Below are 16,162 nucleotides of genomic sequence, written 5' to 3'. Positions count from 1 at the left end.
CTCGAAAAATTCAAAACAATCAGTCGCGGTGGTCGCGCACGATAGAAGCAAGCAATTGCACCAACCCTGCCAGCAGCAAGGCACCCAGAATAAAGGTGGCGATGTTGTAGAGGCGACGGGGCCGCATTGGATATTCAGGCATCGACGGGCTTTGCAGCACAAGCACCTTTTTCAAAGTACGCGTTGCCTCCACACGGCCTTTTTCCAAGGCCACCAGGGCGCTCTTATAGGCATCCTGTTGAAACTGGGCCTCCAGTTCCAGGCGCTGATACTCTTCTACGGTCTTGTTCAACGACTGCCCCTTGGCACTGGTCAAACGTGCTTTTTCCGTTTTGATCTGCTTTTCCACGGCCTGGATTTGAAGATCAACTTCCACAACGGCGGGCGCTGTAGGCGCGAGATAGCCCAGCAGCGCCGTCTTGCGGGCACTGAGTTCGGTCAGCTGCTCTTCAAGCTTGTTGACCACGCCGGCCAGATTCTCGGCGGCAGACTGGGGCGAAATCAGACCCTTGGCATTCTGGAAAGACAGCACGCGCTGACGCGCGTTCAGTGCATGCTCACCGCGCTCCTTGACCTGCTTTTCGAGAAAGTTCACCTGCTCCTGAGCCAATTGGTGGCCCAGCGCATTCATATAGCGCTCGCCCTCATGCACCAGTGCCTTGGTGATCTTCTGGGCCATTTCTGCATCGTAGGCCTGAGCCTGGATGACCAGCACCCCTGCATATTCGTCGTACTCAACGCTTACACGCGACAAAAAATGCTTGTGAAAGAACTCCAGCGATGCATCATGGAAGAACATGCGAGAAAGAATGTCGTGATCGTGGCTGCTGTAGTGCTCGCGTAGATTCAGGTCCTTATCCAGTTGCAGCAACATATCGACGGACAGCAATCTGTCGCGCAGCAACATCTGATCCGCACGGGAGATTCCATCACCACCAGCCAATAGCGAACCAAAATCCATAGCCTGCGAAGCAGCCATATCAGTACGCTGAATCAGGACATGGGATTCAGAAACGTAGCGATCAGACGCTATAAACCCCCAGTATATAATTGCCAATATCGACACACATAATGCAATTGCAAGTGCCTTCATGCGCCAAATGGCTTTGCAATAGCTCTTCAGGCATTCTGTTTTTGAAATAACGTTCATGTGGAAATACTATCTTTGTAATTCTTCAAAGCATCTTCGATATCGTCAAACCAGTGAGCTTGTCCATCATTCAGCCAGATACCTGCTTGGCAAAACTGACGTAAAGTGCCATCACTATGGGCCACCATGATCAGTCCAGACCGATCGGCAATTCGCTTAAATGCATCGGAAGCTTTTTTCTTAAACGAGGCATCGCCCGCGGAGGTGGCCTCGTCTGATATATACACATCAAAATCAAATGCCAGCGACAGGCCGAACTGCAGGCGTGACTTCATACCAGATGAATAAGTGCGAACGGGCTCATCAAAGGATGAGCCCAGTTCGGCAAAATCTTGTATATGAGCAATTTTTTCCGTCATGGCTTCCAATGAATCAAACCCATGCAAACGGCAGACAAATTTTGCGTTCTGCCGCCCAGTCAAGGAACCTTGCAGGCCACCGCCATAGCCCATGGGCCAGGATACACGGCAACGCCGCTCCACCGTTCCACGAGTAGGCGTATCTACGCCTCCGATCAAATTCAGCAATGTAGATTTACCCGCCCCATTACGACCGATTAAGCCAACACTGACATTAGAAGGAATGGTGAAATTCACACCCTTGAGAATCCAGCGGCCAGCACCATGAGGTGTCTGATAACGCTTGTGCACGTTATTGACGATAATCATTGAGCTCTCAACCGTTGAGAAAAACGCACTTGCAATGCAAGCCCCAAAAATATAGAGCAGGCTGCAAAAGCATAAAGATATTCAAAATTAGCCTCGGGCGAGGCATGGTATGTAGGGAAAAAGCTACTCCTTAGTAGTTCCAAGCCGTGCGCAAATGGGTTGAAAAAAGCCCATTCCCTATACTTGATTGGAATAGCTGACAACGGGAAAATAGCCCCTGAAAGCAAGTACAAGGGTCTAAAAAGAAAATTCACCAAGTTTGCCGCCTCAGGCACCAAATCACTGAGAACAGAAAGAATGAGACCTACACCGAGCGCACAAAGAATCAGCCCTATAAACGAGAATATTGACTCGATTGGTGCTTCAGGAATAATTGTCCGGCCGAAAAACGCCAAAACCAGAAGCAAGGCCAGCAATATTATGAGACCCATAAGCGTTTCAAGGGCCGCACGCACAATCACCGTGTCTATGGGGCGCACCTGACGATAGGCAAATAGCGCCTTGTTGGCATCGACTGCTCCCATTGATCGCTGGAAGACGTTCTGCACCGTGAAGTAACCAGTCAGGCCTAGGACCAGCCACACAGCCACATCAGCACCGGCCATGGTGCGAGTTCGCAACACTGTGTACAACAGCAACATGAAGCATGCATGCAACACAGGCTCCAGCAGGATGAGCACCCAGGCACCGCGCGTTGCGCTCAGGCGCGCAACGGCTTCGCGCAGGAAAAGTGCGTTCCAGACCGCAAAAGTGACGGCAAGTGAACTACGTGGTGTTGAAACACCACCGGAAGACGGGGCTGAGTCCAAAATAAATCCTAAAAAATCTTGGACTCAACACACTGAAATCCAACTTTCTGCTGCCAATTATAGGTTGGGCAGCATCCATAAATTATGTAAATTACAGATGAATATCTTGGATGATATCGTACAAATTATTACAAATTAATTAATGAAAGCTATCGATTAATAATTTTTGATAATTAACAAATTAACGAAGAAATCAATAAAATAATAAAAAATGAAGACTATCTTTTCATATCACTGCATTGACTGCACCCTGTAGATCGATAATAGAAGGCCTTGCATGCCACGCGGAAGCCTTCAAAGGCATGCACCTTGAATACGGATAACAGAAAATCAACTGGATGCCATGACCTCAACCATCACCGCAGCGGCAACACCGCGCCTGACCTCTCTCTCCCATGGCGGCGGCTGCGGCTGCAAGATTGCGCCAGGCGTACTGTCTGAGTTGCTGGCCAAAAGCAATCTGCCCAAGCAGTTCTTTCCCGATCTACTGGTTGGCACCGAAACCGCTGACGATGCTGCCGTCTATAAGATCAATGACGAGCAGGCAATTGTGGCGACGACGGACTTTTTCATGCCCATCGTTGATGACCCATATGACTTTGGCCGCATCGCAGCGACGAACGCTCTGTCTGACATTTACGCCATGGGTGGCACGCCGCTGATGGCACTGGCCATTGTGGGTATGCCTATCAATGTGCTACCCCACGATGTAATTGCCAAGATTCTGGAAGGCGGAGAGTCCGTCTGCCGCGATGCAGGTATTCCACTGGCAGGTGGTCACTCGATTGACTCGGTCGAACCCATCTACGGCCTGGTGGGCATTGGCATCGTCAACCCCAAGCAGATGAAGCGTAACGCCGATGCCAAGGCAGGTGACGTGCTGATTCTGGGCAAACCCCTTGGCGTGGGCATTCTCTCTGCCGCACTCAAGAAAAATCTGCTGGACGATGCGGGCTATCGCGCCATGGTCGATGCCACCACCAAGCTCAACCGCCCTGGCGCTGATCTTGCCAAGCTGGAAGGCGTGCATGCACTGACCGATGTGACTGGTTTTGGCCTGCTGGGCCACGGGCTGGAGCTGGCGCGCGGTGCCCAGCTCAGCGCGCGTATTGATAGCAGCAAGCTACCCGTCTTGCCCGGCGTCCAGGCTTTGGCCGACCAAGGCGTAATCACCGGCGCATCGGGCCGCAACTGGGCCTCTTATGGTGAGAATGTTCAGCTGGCTTCCTCCGTAAGTAGCGCTCAGAAAGCGTTGCTGACCGATCCTCAGACTTCGGGGGGTCTGCTGGTTTCCTGCTCCCTCGACTCCGTGGAGCAAGTGCTGCAAATCTTTGCTGACAGCGGCTTTGCTGACGCCGCAGTGATCGGCCATATGGAAGCTGGTGAAGCTAAAGTCTTTGTAGACTAATCGCATCCTGCTATCAAAACGGGAGCTTCGGCTCCCTTTTTTACGACCCCACAATGCAAAACGCCCGGCACAAACCGGGCGTTTTAGCCTTTACAGGCAGCCAATTCACTGAATTCAGGAAGCAGGCGTCTCGCCCACCACTTCGGCCGTGGTACGGCGATCAATCTTGCGGCTCAGCACCACCGAGGTATACGTTTGCTGAATGCCATCAATCAAGCCGATACGGTCAAGCAGCGCATCCAGCTTTTCATTGCTCTCGCAGCGCACAAACACCATGTAATCGTACTGGCCGCTGACGGCAGATACCTCTTCCACCTCGGTAAAGCGGTTGAGCGCCTGCATGACGGAAGTCGCTGTCTTGGGAAGTACACGAATACCGCAATAGGCACGCACCGCTGACTGTTCCATGCGTGAGCCCAAGCGAACGCCATAACCGGCGATCACACCTTCTTGCTCCAGCTTGGCGATTCGCGCAACCACGGTCGTGCGCGCCAGATTCATCTGCCGCGCCAAATGTGCAGTAGATGCACGCGCATTGGTCTGCAGCAAACGCAGCAGCTGGCGATCCGTTTCATCCAGTCGATATTCCATACCTTGCCTATCCAAATCTTGTCATGCTCCGCATGCTGCCCTCTCGCGGGGCCTCTGCAACGTCTTCAATGCAGGGAGGTCACCGAAAATTCCGGCAAAACCAGCGCCTTGCACAATAACCGACCTAGCCCTATCGCGCCATAAACCATTGCTGACGAAACGACCAAAGACTCCGTAATTCTGGCCAAGTCAAGCCAGCAAGCCTGATTGGCGCCAAAGAGCGACTCCAATACACGGGATTGCTCGCATGGATGCTGAGCCATCAGGCGGCATGCCGCCGCATGTGGCTCAAATTTCTGCAAAAAGGGAATGGGCTCAGTTTCGGCAAACATGGCTCACTCATCTTGCCCGTGACTGAGTCAGCAAAAACGCAAACATAGAAAAGCCCTGATCACTTTCATGATCAGGGCTTTAAATCGTGGCAGGGGAAGAAGGACTCGAACCTTCGCATGCTGGAATCAAAATCCAGTGCCTTAACCAACTTGGCGACTCCCCTACGATGGACCGAATTGTACAACGACTTTTTATACCCAATTTCGAAGTTGGCGAAAAATGTGCATTTGCACAAAGGTGATCAGGGTGCAGTCGTTTACTCGACCACCACGGCAGTTCCGCTGGCGGACACCATCAGCATGCCATTGCCCTGCCCCAGCACTTCAAAGTCCAGGTCCACACCCACCACGGCATTCGCCCCGGCTTCTGAGGCGCGCTGCTCCAGTTCCTTGAGCGCTATTTCGCGCGCCTTTTGCAGCTCTCGCTCATAGGTGCCAGAACGGCCGCCGACGATGTCACGAATGCCCGCAAAGAAGTCTTTGAATACATTCGCACCCAGAATCGCCTCGCCAGCCACCACGCCGCAGTAGCGGATGATGCGCTTGCCTTCGATATTGGGAGTGGTTGTCACAATCATGGCAGTCCTCTGAGTTGAACAAACTGCCATGGTAGGCCAAGCGCGCAGGCTTATTGCAGAAAAACAGGCTCCAGCGCTTATGAAACCTGCGCTTACAGCTATCAATACCGCAGCACCCGACTATTGAGGCGGGCACAGCAAGAGCTGCATGCCCTGCACTGCATCGCGCAGAAAACTCCAGGTGGTTGAGATACGCGGAATCTGGCGAGACTCAACGGGCATGCTCATCCAGAAGGTCCGGGTAAAGCAGGCCTGATCGGGCAGCACTCGGCTCAAGATGGGATCTTTGTCTGCCACAAAGGCCGGCAGCACGGCTAGCCCAGCACCGGCGCGCACGGCTTCGTACTGCGCTGTGATGCTGGTGCTGCGCAGCGCAAAGCGCTCGGGCCTATGCAAGGTGTCAAGCAGCTGCAGCTCTCGCGTAAACAGCAAATCATCCACATAGTGCACAAAGCTGTGGTGGCGCAGATCTTCGGTGCGTGCCACCAGCGGCTTGCGCGCCAGGTATTCGCGCTGGCCATAGAGGTAGAGGCTGTAGTCCGTGAGTTTGGTGACGATGACTGAGCCACGTTTGGGCCGCTCTAGCGAGATAACGATATCTGCCTCGCGGCTGGAGAGATGCAGCATGCGCGGCAGCGCCAGCAAATCCACGCTGAGCAGCGGATAGCGCAGCGTGAGCTTGGCCAGCTCAGACGCCAGCATCTGCGTGCCAAAGCCCTCGGTCGCGCCCACGCGCACCAGCCCGGCCGGGCCTTCGCTGGTCGCAGCCTGCGCCAGCGGGCCATGCTCCAGCTCATCCACCGCGCTTTGCATGGCGTTGCTTACGGCCAGCAACTGGCGCCCGGCTTCTGTCAGCCGCCATTGCCCGGCTTCGCGGGCGAACAGCACGGCTCCCAGCTGCTTTTCCAGCGCCTGAATGCGGCGCGATACCGTGGTGTGCTCCACCCCCAGCTTGCGCGCAGCCGCTGCCATACTGCCGCTGCGCGCCAGTTCTCCAAAAAAACGCAGGTGGTCCCAATCCACTGACATTGCCTTTCTTGTTTATGCACTCAACAGCGCTTAACCCAATATCTGAAAAGCGTTAACAGCTATCGGTTTTGATAGTGCGCTCCCGCATTTTAAAGAGACAACCCAAGGCGACTCAGCCGTACGCAGTGCGCCCTGCCCCGATCAGCATTCGGGCTTGTTCTTCGCACCTGCTGCGGGCCTCAGTGATTCCAGCCATTGCCGGGTCTGCTGCGGCGTACGGAACTCCAGCCACTGCGCCTGCGCAAACTGCCCACTGGCGCGCAAGTCGCGGTATTTGCGCTGGTTTTTGGCAAAGGTCTGCCACGACCACAGCAAGATGGAGTCTCTGGAGAAAAACGCGCTGCGCCAGCTCTCGCGGTTGCCGTGAAACAGCTGCGTGCCCAGCGTGGCGCGGCGAACGGTGCGCCACAGCACGCGTGAAAATACCGTGCAGCGCCCGTAGTTAAGCCACACGACATGCGTGGCACGCGGCCACAGCTGATCGCGCACCACGCTGTAATTGCCATCCATCACCCAGCGCTGCCCCGCTGCAGCCTGTGCAGCGCCACGGACAAACTGTTCGGTGGGCGCAGGCTTCCAGTCAGACCCCCAGTGCAATTGATCCAGCTCGGTATGCTTCAGTTCCAAAGCCGCAGCCAGATCCGACGCAAACGTGGTTTTGCCCGCACCACTGGTGCCGATGACCACCACGCGCATAACGTGGGAGATATCACTGCAAATATCGCAGGGGACAGCGCCCAAGTCAGCACCCAGGTCAGACTTCATTGGCCGCATGCAGCTTGCGCACCCACGTCTGGGCGGGGCGTAACTCATGGCCTTGCGCATCGAGCACGCGCAGGGGCGGCACGGGCTGGCCGGTGGCTTTGTCCAACAGCAGCGAATGTGCTTCACCCGGCTTGAACAGATTGCCTTCGCCCCACTGGCGCAATGCCAGCACCACGGGGAACAGGCTTTCGCCGCGCGACGTGAGCACATAGGCCTGATAGGCCGAGCCTTCGGCAGCGGCTTCGGTTTCCAGAACGCCAGCATCCACCAGCTTTTTCAGCCGGTCCGAGAGGATGTTGCGCGCCACGCCCAGGCTGCGCTGAAAGTCGCTGAAGCGGCGCATGCCGTCAAACGCATCGCGCACGATGAGCAGCGACCAGCGGTCGCCAATCAGATCGACTGACCGCGCCACAGGACAAGGCTGGTCATTCACGGGGGCAGCAGTGGCCATGGTTCTCCTTGAAAGCACTGGCAAACCATTCTAGTTGCATTTTAAAACCGAATAAATTAGCATGCATTCGGTTTTATTTTGCAACCAGAAAGACCATTCCATGCCCGCCAATACTTGCTCTGCTTCAGCAAGCCCCGCTCCAGAACTGCCTTCTGGCCTGATGCTGCTGTTTGCCACCGCCAGCGGGCTGAGCGTGGCCAATGTCTATTACGCCCAGCCTTTGCTGGAAGCTCTGGCCAGCGACTTTCAGATACCGCTGGCCGCCGTGGGTGGCGTGGTCAGCGCCACGCAAACCGGCTGCGCACTGGCGCTATTGCTGCTGGTGCCTCTGGGTGACCTGCTGGAGCGGCGGCGTCTGATGCTGGGGCAACTGCTGGCGCTGGTGGCAGCGCTGCTGCTGGTGTCGGTGGCCGCTGCGCCTTCTGCACTGTTGGCGGGCATGCTGCTGGCGGGCCTGCTGGGCACGGCCATGACGCAGGGGCTGATTGCTTATGCCGCCAGCGCTGCAGCGCCTCATGAGCAAGGCCGAGTCGTGGGAGCGGCGCAAAGCGGCGTCTTTGTGGGCTTGCTGCTCGCGCGGGTCTTTGCCGGGGCCGTCAGCGACATGGCTGGATGGCGCGGTGTTTATCAGTGTTCAGCCTTTCTGATGCTGTGCATGGCGCTATTGTTATGGAAGCGTTTACCGTTACTTCCGCCCTCGCCCACCGCCGCCAGCGGTCTGCGTTATCGCGACTTGATCGCATCCATGTTCACGCTGCTGCGACAGGAGCGCCTGCTGCAGATACGGGGTCTGCTGGCTCTGCTGATGTTTGCGGCCTTCAACATCTTCTGGAGCGCCCTGGTGCTACCGCTGAGTGCCGCGCCGTTTCACTTTTCGCGCACGCTCATCGGCGCTTTCGGTTTGGTGGGCGTGATCGGCGCGCTGATGGCTGCGCGTGCCGGGCATTGGGCGGATCGCGGTCACGCCCAGCGCACCAGTTGCATCGCACTGATTTTGCTGCTGCTTGCCTGGTGGCCGCTATCGCTGCTGCACACCTCGCTGGGTGCCTTGATGCTGGGCATTGTTTTGCTGGACCTGGGCGGCCAAGCCTTGCATGTGACCAATCAGAGCATGATTTTGCGAACCCGACCCGAGGCCAGTGGCCGCCTGATAGGCCTCTATATGCTGTTTTACGCCGCTGGCAGCGGTCTGGGGGCCATCGCCAGCACCATGGCTTACGCCCGCGCGGGCTGGCAAGGTGTGTGCCAGCTGGGCGCAGCGGTCAGTCTGCTGGCTTTGCTGCTGTGGTTGTGGACGCGACACCAGGAGGATAGTCCCGCCCCAGCATCCAATGCCTGAGGGGGATGCTGCGCGCATCCACCGCAGCTGGCTGACACCGCACCCTAATGTGCACATTTGCACACCCTATGTGCGTAAAATCCTATTGCCTGAGCAAAACCGCACACATACCATGGGGAGCAAATTCACCACCAACGGAGACATTTCATGAACGCACCCACTTCCGCCAAGGTATTGGCGCCTACGGTCAAGCTGCTCATCAACGGGCAGATGGTCGAATCCAAAACCACCCAGTGGCGCGATGTGGTCAACCCTGCGACGCAGGAAGTGCTGGCGCGTGTGCCCTTTGCCACGCCCGATGAAGTCAACGCTGCTGTAGCCAATGCCAAGCAGGCCTTCAAAACCTGGCGCAAGACACCTATCGGCACACGTGCCCGCGTTTTCCTGAAGCTGCAGCAGCTGATTCGTGAAAACATGAAAGAGCTGGCCGCCATCCTGACCGCCGAGCAAGGCAAGACCCTGCCTGATGCAGAGGGCGACGTCTTCCGCGGCCTGGAAGTCGTGGAGCATGCCGCCAGCATAGGCAACCTGCAGCTGGGCGAGCTGGCCAACAACGTGGCCAATGGCGTCGATACCTATACGCTGAACCAGCCGCTGGGCGTGTGCGCAGGCATCACACCCTTCAACTTCCCGGCGATGATTCCGCTGTGGATGTTCCCCATGGCCATCGCCACGGGCAACACCTTTGTGCTCAAGCCCTCCGAGCAAGACCCCATGGTCACCATGCGCCTGTGCGAGCTGGCGCTGGAGGCCGGCGTTCCGCCCGGCGTGCTCAACGTCATTCATGGTGGCGAGGATGTGGTCAACGCCATCTGCGATCACCCTGATATCAAGGCCATCAGCTTTGTGGGCTCCACCAAGGTAGGCACCCATGTCTACAACCGCGCATCGCTCAACGGCAAGCGCGTGCAATGCATGATGGGTGCCAAGAACCACGCCATCGTCATGCCTGATGCCAACAAAGAGCAGTCGCTCAACGCCCTGCTAGGCGCTGCGTTTGGCGCGGCAGGCCAGCGCTGCATGGCGGTTTCTGTGGCTGTACTGGTGGGCGATGCGCAGAAGTGGATTCCCGATCTGGTAGCCAAGTCCAAGACCCTCAAGGTCAGCGGTGGCACCGAGGCAGGCACCGATGTGGGCCCGGTCGTTTCCTGCGCAGCCCTATCGCGGGTAGAAAGCCTGATCGAGCGCGGCATTGCCGATGGCGCGGTGCTGGAGCTCGATGGCCGCAAGCCCCAGGTGGCCGGTTACGACAAGGGCAACTTTGTCGGCCCCACCGTTTTCAGCGGCGTCAAACCCGGCATGAGCATTTACGAGCAGGAAATCTTCGGCCCCGTGCTCTGCCTTGTCGCGGCAGACAATATCGATCAGGCCATCGAGTTCATCAACGCCAACCCTAACGGCAACGGCACAGCCATCTTCACGCAGTCGGGCGCGGCTGCGCGCAAGTTCCAGGAAGATATCGACGTGGGCCAGGTCGGCATCAATGTGCCAATTCCTGTACCTGTACCCCTGTTCTCCTTCACCGGCAGCCGCGCTTCCAAGCTCGGCGATCTGGGCCCCTACGGCAAACAAGTGGTGATGTTCTATACGCAGACCAAGACGATTACAGCGCGCTGGTTTGACGACAGCACAACCAGCCACGGAGTGAACACCACGATTAGCTTGAAGTGACCCCCTGAAGCGCTGCGTGCCTTCCCCTATCTCGCTTCGCGGGAGAGGGGAAACGCCGGTTTTCAGCCTCTTAAACCAAGCGAGCAACGCATTTTGCGTATGTCATAGTGAGTGCATGAGAAACCTATGGATACCAATACAGCTCAATGCTTTCGCGCTCGCTTTTTTGCTACTACCAAGCACTTCCAACGCTCAGGCGGGCAGCGACTGCGTGGTGGGCGGCACCGTGCAGCAAACCAATGCCTGCGCCATCAAGGATTTTCAGCAGGCCGACACCGACAGCCAGATTCTCTACGGCGATGTGATGCGTGCCCTGTCTGCCCATGAACGCCCCGCCCTGCGCAAAGAACAAAACGAATGGAGCCGCCAGCGCGTGACCCAGTGCAAGCAAAGCACCAAGGCTTTTGAAGCGCAGGCCGACTGGCCCAGCCGCTATCACGGCTGTCTGGTGCAGCAGATCAAGTTGCGCGATACGGTGCTCAAGCGCTGGCTGCATCTGGGGCCACCTGACTGAAGAATGCAAATCTGATAGCTGCCAGCGCATATCCAGCAAGCGCCAGAGACCCATAAAACTATAAAGGAGACATTCCATGGACTTTGAACTCAGCCAAGACCAGCGCGCCTTTGCCGATACCGCCCGTGCCTTTTCGCAGGCTGAACTGGCCCCGCACGCCGCCCAGTGGGATGCAGAGGGCATCTTCCCCCGCGAAGCCATTGCCAAGGCGGGCGAGCTGGGCTTTTGCGGCCTGTATGCGCCTGAAAACGCCGGGGGTCTGGCCCTGCCCCGGCTCGATGCGACGCTGGTGTTTGAAGAAATGGCCGCAGTCGACCCATCGACCACCGCCTTCATCACCATCCACAACATGGCGACCTGGATGCTGGGCACCTGGGCCACCGATGCGGTACGCGAACAATGGGGCGAGGCACTTACCAGTGGCCAGAAACTGGCCAGCTATGCCCTGACCGAGCCCGGTTCAGGCTCGGACGCTGCCTCGCTCAAGACCCGGGCCGAGCTGGTGGGCAACGAATACATCATCAATGGCAGCAAAGCCTTTATCAGCGGCGCAGGCAGCACCGACGTGCTGGTGCTGATGGCCAGAACCGGCGACGCAAGCTCTGGCGCTGCCGGGATTTCTGCCTTTGTCGTGCCCGCCAATGCCGAAGGCGTGAGCTACGGCAAAAAAGAAGAAAAAATGGGCTGGAACAGCCAGCCCACCCGCGTCATCAACTTCGACAAGGTGCGTATTCCCGCCAACCACCTGCTGGGCAAGGAAGGCGAAGGCTTCAAGATCGCCATGAAGGGCCTGGACGGCGGGCGCATCAATATCGCCACCTGCTCGGTCGGCGCAGCGCAAGGCGCGTTGACGCAGGCGCAAAGCTATATGCAGGAGCGCAAACAGTTCGGCAAACCCATCGCCAGCTTTCAAGCCCTGCAATTCAAACTGGCCGATATGGCGACCGAACTGGTGGCTGCGCGGCAAATGGTGCGGCTGGCTGCTGCCAAGCTGGACGCCGGCGCCCGCGATGCATCCACCTACTGCGCCATGGCCAAGCGCTTTGCCACAGACGCAGGCTTCATGGTCTGCAACGAAGCCCTGCAACTGCACGGCGGCTACGGCTATCTGCGCGACTTTCCGCTGGAGCGACTGGTGCGCGACGCGCGCGTGCACCAGATTCTGGAAGGCACGAATGAAATCATGCGCGTCATCATCGCCCGGCGCATGCTGGATGGCGATGCGCCCGAGGCGATTCGATAAGCTCAGGCTACTGTTACTGCAAAGACTGCCATGCCTGCCAAGCCCATCGCCCCCGAAACCCTGCAGCTCATAGACGCCGTGCGCAATGCACTGCCAGACTCCGCCGAGGTGGAAGAGAAAACCATGTTCGGCTGCCATGTGTTCATGGTCAACGGCAAGATGTGCCTGGGCGTGGAGAACGATGAATTGCTCGTGCGCCTGCCTCCCGCCGGCCATGCCTTGATTGCGGAAATGCCTGGCGTTCGTCCGCTGTCCTCGCGCGGGCTGATGGATGGCTATTTCCTCGTCGGGCCCACGGCCTACGCCAAGCGCGAGCAATGGCAATACTGGATCCACGAAGCTCTGGCCTTCAACCCGCAGGCCAAGGCATCGCCACGCCGCAAAAAGGCTTCTGCTACTGAAAAAGATAGCATTCAGCGTACATCCAGCAAGCGCAGGAGCACTAAACCGCTTGAAGTATCAGACGCGGCCGAGACCCCGAAGAAGCACCCCATTTTTGACAGCGACTAAGCCTGAAGGACTCACTCCATGGCCATTCGCATTGTTCAGCTAGGCAGCGACCGCGCGCCCGACGAAGGCCTGCGCATAGGCACCATTCGCCGCCCGCCGCGCGGCGTGCCCAAGGCCGAATTTTCCAGCCGCAACTATTACGACTGCTGGTTGCCAGAACTATCGCCCGAGACGGAGCTGATGGCGCAGGCGCAAGAATCCGTCAAGCTGCGCGCCGCAGGCCAGACGACCGAGGCCGACAAGCTCTGGAAGCAGTTTGAAAAGCAGTTTCGCAAGCAGCTGGCCGAACCAGCGACAGACCGCACTCTGGGTCTGCTGACCGCCCTGTCGCACAGCAGTGCTTTCTCTCTGGGCTGCTATTGCGATGACGAGACGCAATGCCACCGCAGCATTCTGCGCAGCCTGCTGATGGACAAAGGTGCCAGCCTGAAAAATCAAGGCTAAACAGCCTCAAACGCATACAAATCAAACGCAAGAAGCTATCAAATTCATAACAGCAAGGAGACAGAGTATGCAAATCGCTTTTATCGGTCTGGGCAATATGGGCGCGCCCATGGCCATCAATCTGGCCAAGGCCGGCCACAGCGTCAAAGCTTTTGACCTGAACCATGACGCCATTGCCAAAGTGGTCGCAGCGGGCGGCCAGGCGGCATCCTGCGCCGCCACTGCGGTGCAGGGAGCAGAGGTCGTCATCACCATGCTGCCCGCCAGCCAGCATGTGGAGTCGCTGTTTCTCGGCAATGCCGATCAGCAAGGTCTGCTGGCACATATCACCAAGGGCACGCTGGTGATAGACAGCTCCACCATCGCCGCAGCCACCAGCCAGAAAGTGGCCAAGGCGGCTGCAGCCTTGGGCATTGACTTTATGGACGCCCCCGTCTCCGGAGGCACAGGCGGCGCGATTGCGGGCACGTTGACCTTTATGGTGGGCGGAAGCGACGCACAACTGGCACGTGCTCAGCCGCTGCTGGAAAAAATGGGAGCCAACATCTTCCACGCAGGCGGCGTGGGTGCAGGCCAGACGGCCAAGATCTGCAACAACATGCTGCTGGGCATTTTGATGGTGGGCACCAGCGAAGCGATTGCGCTGGGCGTGGCCAACGGGCTGGACCCCAAGGTGCTGAGCGAAATCATGCGCCGCAGCTCTGGCGGCAACTGGGCGCTGGAGAAATACAACCCCTACCCCGGCGTGCATGAAAACGCACCGGCCAGCAAAGGCTATGCGGGCGGCTTTGGCACGGATTTGATGCTCAAGGACCTGGGTCTGGCGCAGGACAACGCCACGGCCAACCGCGCCAGCACACCGCTGGGCGGCATGGCCCGTTCCATCTACGCTGCGCACAGTCTGTCCGGACATGGCGGTGAGGACTTTTCCAGCGTCATCAAGATGCTGCAGAAAAAGGCCTGAGATCATGGCCCTGCCCCACGCTCAACCCGGTGTTCCTGTCGAAGTGCAGCCCCATGGCGTTTTGCCGGGGAGCCAGAAGACCTGCGCGCTTTTCAAGTCCGAAGCCCTGGAAGTGATTCGCCTGGTGCTCATGGCAGGCAAGCGCCTGCCTGCGCATCAAACCCCAGGCGAGATGACGATCCAATGCCTTGAGGGCCGACTCATCGTCAGCGTGGGCGACAAGCGCCAGACGCTCACCGCAGGGCAGCTGCTGTTTCTGCCTACCCGAACCATGCATGAAGTCGAGGCCGAGCTCGATTCCTCAGCCTTGCTGACCATCGCTCTGCACGGTCGCTAGCAGCACTGCATTGCATTGCATTGCATTGCATTGCATTGCACTAGGCTACTCAGCGCACTGATTTTCAGTCTTTTCAGCTTCCAGCCCTTTTGCATAAAGCGCTGGAAGCTATTCTTTTTGAAGGCATCGGTTGCTATCAGGCTTCTCGTCCGCCCCTGCAAATCGGCGGCTGCTGACGCTTGTCTCCATGGTGCAAAACGCTGCCCTGTGTTTAAGATGGCCGCTGAGGAAATGACAGTGGCGTTGCTCTCAAGGAGTTATCCATGATGAAGCTGACCGAACAAAACATTCTCATCCTCGGCGCCGGCAAGATTGGCTCCACCATTGCCGATATGGCCGCCGAGCTGCATGGTGCCACCGTCACGCTGGCGGATATGCGCCCCCGCCTGCCAGCGGTGATGCACAAATTCAGCCCTTGCAGCTGGATATTCAAGACGACACAGCGCTGGCCGCTGCCCTGCAAAAACACACCCTGGTCATCAACGCCCTGCCCTTTTTCTGCGCCGCGCGCGTGGCTCAGGCTGCAGCGCAGCAAGGCGTGCACTACTTTGACCTGACCGAAGACGTGGCCGCCATGCGCACCATACAGGCGCTGGCGCCGCAGGCAAGATCGGTGCTGATGCCGCAATGCGGGCTGGCGCCGGGGCTGATCGGCATTCTGGGCGGCCATCTGGCCCAGCAGTTTGATGAGCTGTACGACCTGCACCTGCGCGTGGGCGCGCTCACGCGCCATGCCACCAATGCGCTGCGCTACCACTTCACCTGGAGCGTGGATGGCGTCATCAACGAATACTGCAAGCCCTGCAACACCATCGCCAACGGCCAGCAGGTCACCGTGCCGCCGCTTGAAAATGTGGAAACGCTGATTCTGGATGGCGAGACCTTCGAGGCCTTCAACACCTCGGGCGGCCTGGGCACGCTGTGCGAGTCGCTGCAAGGCCGCGTGCGCAACCTCAACTACAAGACCATACGCCATCCCGGTCACCGCGACGCCATGCACCTGCTGCTGCACGGCCTGCGCCTGATTGAGCGGCGCGACCTGCTGCGTGAAGTGCTGGAAGGTGCCGTGCCCCACAGCCGCGACGACATGGTGATCATCGCTGCCATGGCCAACGGCATGCGCGCCGGTCGGCTGGAGCAGCTGACCCACACTGCCCGCATCTTCGGCGGCCTGCTGTGCGGCAAGCAGCGCACAGCGATTGAGTTGACCACTGCCGCCGGAATGCTGGGCGCAGTTGAGCTATTTACCACCGGTCAGCTGCCGCAGCAAGGCTTTGTGCGCCAAGAGCAATGCACGCTGCCCGCCCTGCTGGCCACCCGCTCAGGCGCGTACTTTCAAAGCCTGCTCCGTTGAACCAT

At 58.1% G+C, this 16,162-nt stretch carries 18 protein-coding genes, 1 tRNA gene and 1 pseudogene; 10 read left to right on the top strand and 10 right to left on the bottom strand.

Annotated features, from left to right (window positions below; translation table 11 throughout):
- Positions 1-19: 19 nt before the first annotated feature.
- From CLU84_RS07580 to CLU84_RS07570, 3 genes are all read right to left on the bottom strand, one after another.
- On the bottom strand, positions 20-979 hold the full coding sequence (locus CLU84_RS07580) for a chain-length determining protein (RefSeq protein ID WP_233209953.1): 960 nt from the start codon (positions 977-979) through the stop codon (positions 20-22).
- 167 nt (positions 980-1,146) lie between these two features.
- Positions 1,147-1,818, bottom strand: coding sequence for an ABC transporter ATP-binding protein (locus CLU84_RS07575; RefSeq protein WP_099736669.1), 672 nt, complete (start codon positions 1,816-1,818; stop codon positions 1,147-1,149).
- On the bottom strand, positions 1,815-2,627 hold the full coding sequence (locus CLU84_RS07570) for an ABC transporter permease (RefSeq protein WP_199173704.1): 813 nt from the start codon (positions 2,625-2,627) through the stop codon (positions 1,815-1,817). The genes CLU84_RS07575 and CLU84_RS07570 overlap by 4 nt, the downstream gene beginning before the upstream one ends.
- Positions 2,628-2,970: 343 nt before the next feature.
- Between CLU84_RS07570 and selD the strand changes: the two genes are divergently transcribed.
- A complete protein-coding gene (gene selD, locus CLU84_RS07565; RefSeq protein WP_099736668.1) occupies positions 2,971-4,035 on the top strand; it encodes a selenide, water dikinase SelD in 1,065 nt (354 codons plus the stop codon).
- A 114-nt stretch (positions 4,036-4,149) separates the two neighbouring features.
- Here selD and CLU84_RS07560 read toward each other — a convergent pair whose 3' ends face one another.
- The 7 genes from CLU84_RS07560 to CLU84_RS07530 form a co-directional block, all read right to left on the bottom strand.
- Positions 4,150-4,626, bottom strand: a complete 477-nt coding sequence (locus CLU84_RS07560) for an Lrp/AsnC family transcriptional regulator (RefSeq protein WP_099736667.1) — start codon at positions 4,624-4,626, stop codon at positions 4,150-4,152.
- Positions 4,627-4,691: 65 nt separating this feature from the next.
- Positions 4,692-4,958, bottom strand: coding sequence for a hypothetical protein (locus CLU84_RS07555; protein ID WP_099736666.1), 267 nt, complete (start codon positions 4,956-4,958; stop codon positions 4,692-4,694).
- Between the two features lie 87 nt (positions 4,959-5,045).
- Positions 5,046-5,122, bottom strand: a tRNA-Gln gene (locus tag CLU84_RS07550).
- Positions 5,123-5,215: 93 nt separating this feature from the next.
- Positions 5,216-5,536 carry a heavy metal-binding domain-containing protein gene (locus tag CLU84_RS07545; RefSeq protein ID WP_099736665.1) on the bottom strand — a complete coding sequence of 107 codons (321 nt, stop codon included), beginning with the start codon at positions 5,534-5,536 and terminating at the stop codon, positions 5,216-5,218.
- A 120-nt stretch (positions 5,537-5,656) separates the two neighbouring features.
- Positions 5,657-6,559: a LysR family transcriptional regulator gene (locus tag CLU84_RS07540; RefSeq protein ID WP_099737922.1), complete on the bottom strand. Its 903-nt coding sequence runs from the start codon at positions 6,557-6,559 to the stop codon at positions 5,657-5,659.
- Positions 6,560-6,706: 147 nt separating this feature from the next.
- Complete coding sequence (locus CLU84_RS07535) at positions 6,707-7,330, bottom strand: toxin (protein ID WP_369826813.1); 624 nt, start codon at positions 7,328-7,330, stop codon at positions 6,707-6,709.
- Entirely contained in the window at positions 7,320-7,781 is a 462-nt protein-coding gene (locus CLU84_RS07530) for a helix-turn-helix domain-containing protein (protein WP_099736664.1), read from the bottom strand. Before CLU84_RS07530 ends, CLU84_RS07535 begins: the two co-directional genes overlap by 11 nt.
- Before the next feature lie 100 nt (positions 7,782-7,881).
- On the opposite strand from CLU84_RS07530, the gene CLU84_RS07525 reads away from it, so the two are divergent.
- The 9 genes and pseudogenes from CLU84_RS07525 to CLU84_RS07485 all read left to right on the top strand — a co-directional run bounded on the left by CLU84_RS07525 (position 7,882) and on the right by CLU84_RS07485 (position 16,157).
- Complete coding sequence (locus tag CLU84_RS07525; protein WP_099736663.1) at positions 7,882-9,120, top strand: MFS transporter; 1,239 nt, start codon at positions 7,882-7,884, stop codon at positions 9,118-9,120.
- 147 nt (positions 9,121-9,267) lie between these two features.
- The gene (locus CLU84_RS07520) at positions 9,268-10,791 is read left to right on the top strand and encodes a CoA-acylating methylmalonate-semialdehyde dehydrogenase (RefSeq protein ID WP_099736662.1); all 1,524 of its coding nucleotides are present in this window, start codon (positions 9,268-9,270) and stop codon (positions 10,789-10,791) included.
- Between the two features lie 115 nt (positions 10,792-10,906).
- Entirely contained in the window at positions 10,907-11,305 is a 399-nt protein-coding gene (locus CLU84_RS07515) for a lysozyme inhibitor LprI family protein (protein ID WP_099736661.1), read from the top strand.
- A gap of 76 nt (positions 11,306-11,381) precedes the next feature.
- Complete coding sequence (locus CLU84_RS07510; RefSeq protein WP_099736660.1) at positions 11,382-12,548, top strand: acyl-CoA dehydrogenase family protein; 1,167 nt, start codon at positions 11,382-11,384, stop codon at positions 12,546-12,548.
- A 30-nt stretch (positions 12,549-12,578) separates the two neighbouring features.
- On the top strand, positions 12,579-13,058 hold the full coding sequence (locus CLU84_RS07505) for a TfoX/Sxy family protein (protein ID WP_099736659.1): 480 nt from the start codon (positions 12,579-12,581) through the stop codon (positions 13,056-13,058).
- A gap of 18 nt (positions 13,059-13,076) precedes the next feature.
- The gene (locus CLU84_RS07500) at positions 13,077-13,502 is read left to right on the top strand and encodes a DUF488 domain-containing protein (RefSeq protein WP_099736658.1); all 426 of its coding nucleotides are present in this window, start codon (positions 13,077-13,079) and stop codon (positions 13,500-13,502) included.
- Between the two features lie 67 nt (positions 13,503-13,569).
- Positions 13,570-14,466: a 3-hydroxyisobutyrate dehydrogenase gene (mmsB, locus tag CLU84_RS07495; protein ID WP_099736657.1), complete on the top strand. Its 897-nt coding sequence runs from the start codon at positions 13,570-13,572 to the stop codon at positions 14,464-14,466.
- 4 nt (positions 14,467-14,470) lie between these two features.
- A complete protein-coding gene (locus tag CLU84_RS07490; protein WP_099736656.1) occupies positions 14,471-14,803 on the top strand; it encodes a cupin domain-containing protein in 333 nt (110 codons plus the stop codon).
- A 263-nt stretch (positions 14,804-15,066) separates the two neighbouring features.
- A pseudogene (locus CLU84_RS07485) lies at positions 15,067-16,157 on the top strand (saccharopine dehydrogenase family protein).
- Positions 16,158-16,162: the final 5 nt, after the last annotated feature.

The organism is Comamonas sp. 26, from assembly GCF_002754475.1.
GTDB lineage: Bacteria > Pseudomonadota > Gammaproteobacteria > Burkholderiales > Burkholderiaceae_C > Comamonas.
This window is presented reverse-complemented; position numbering and strand designations above follow the sequence as displayed.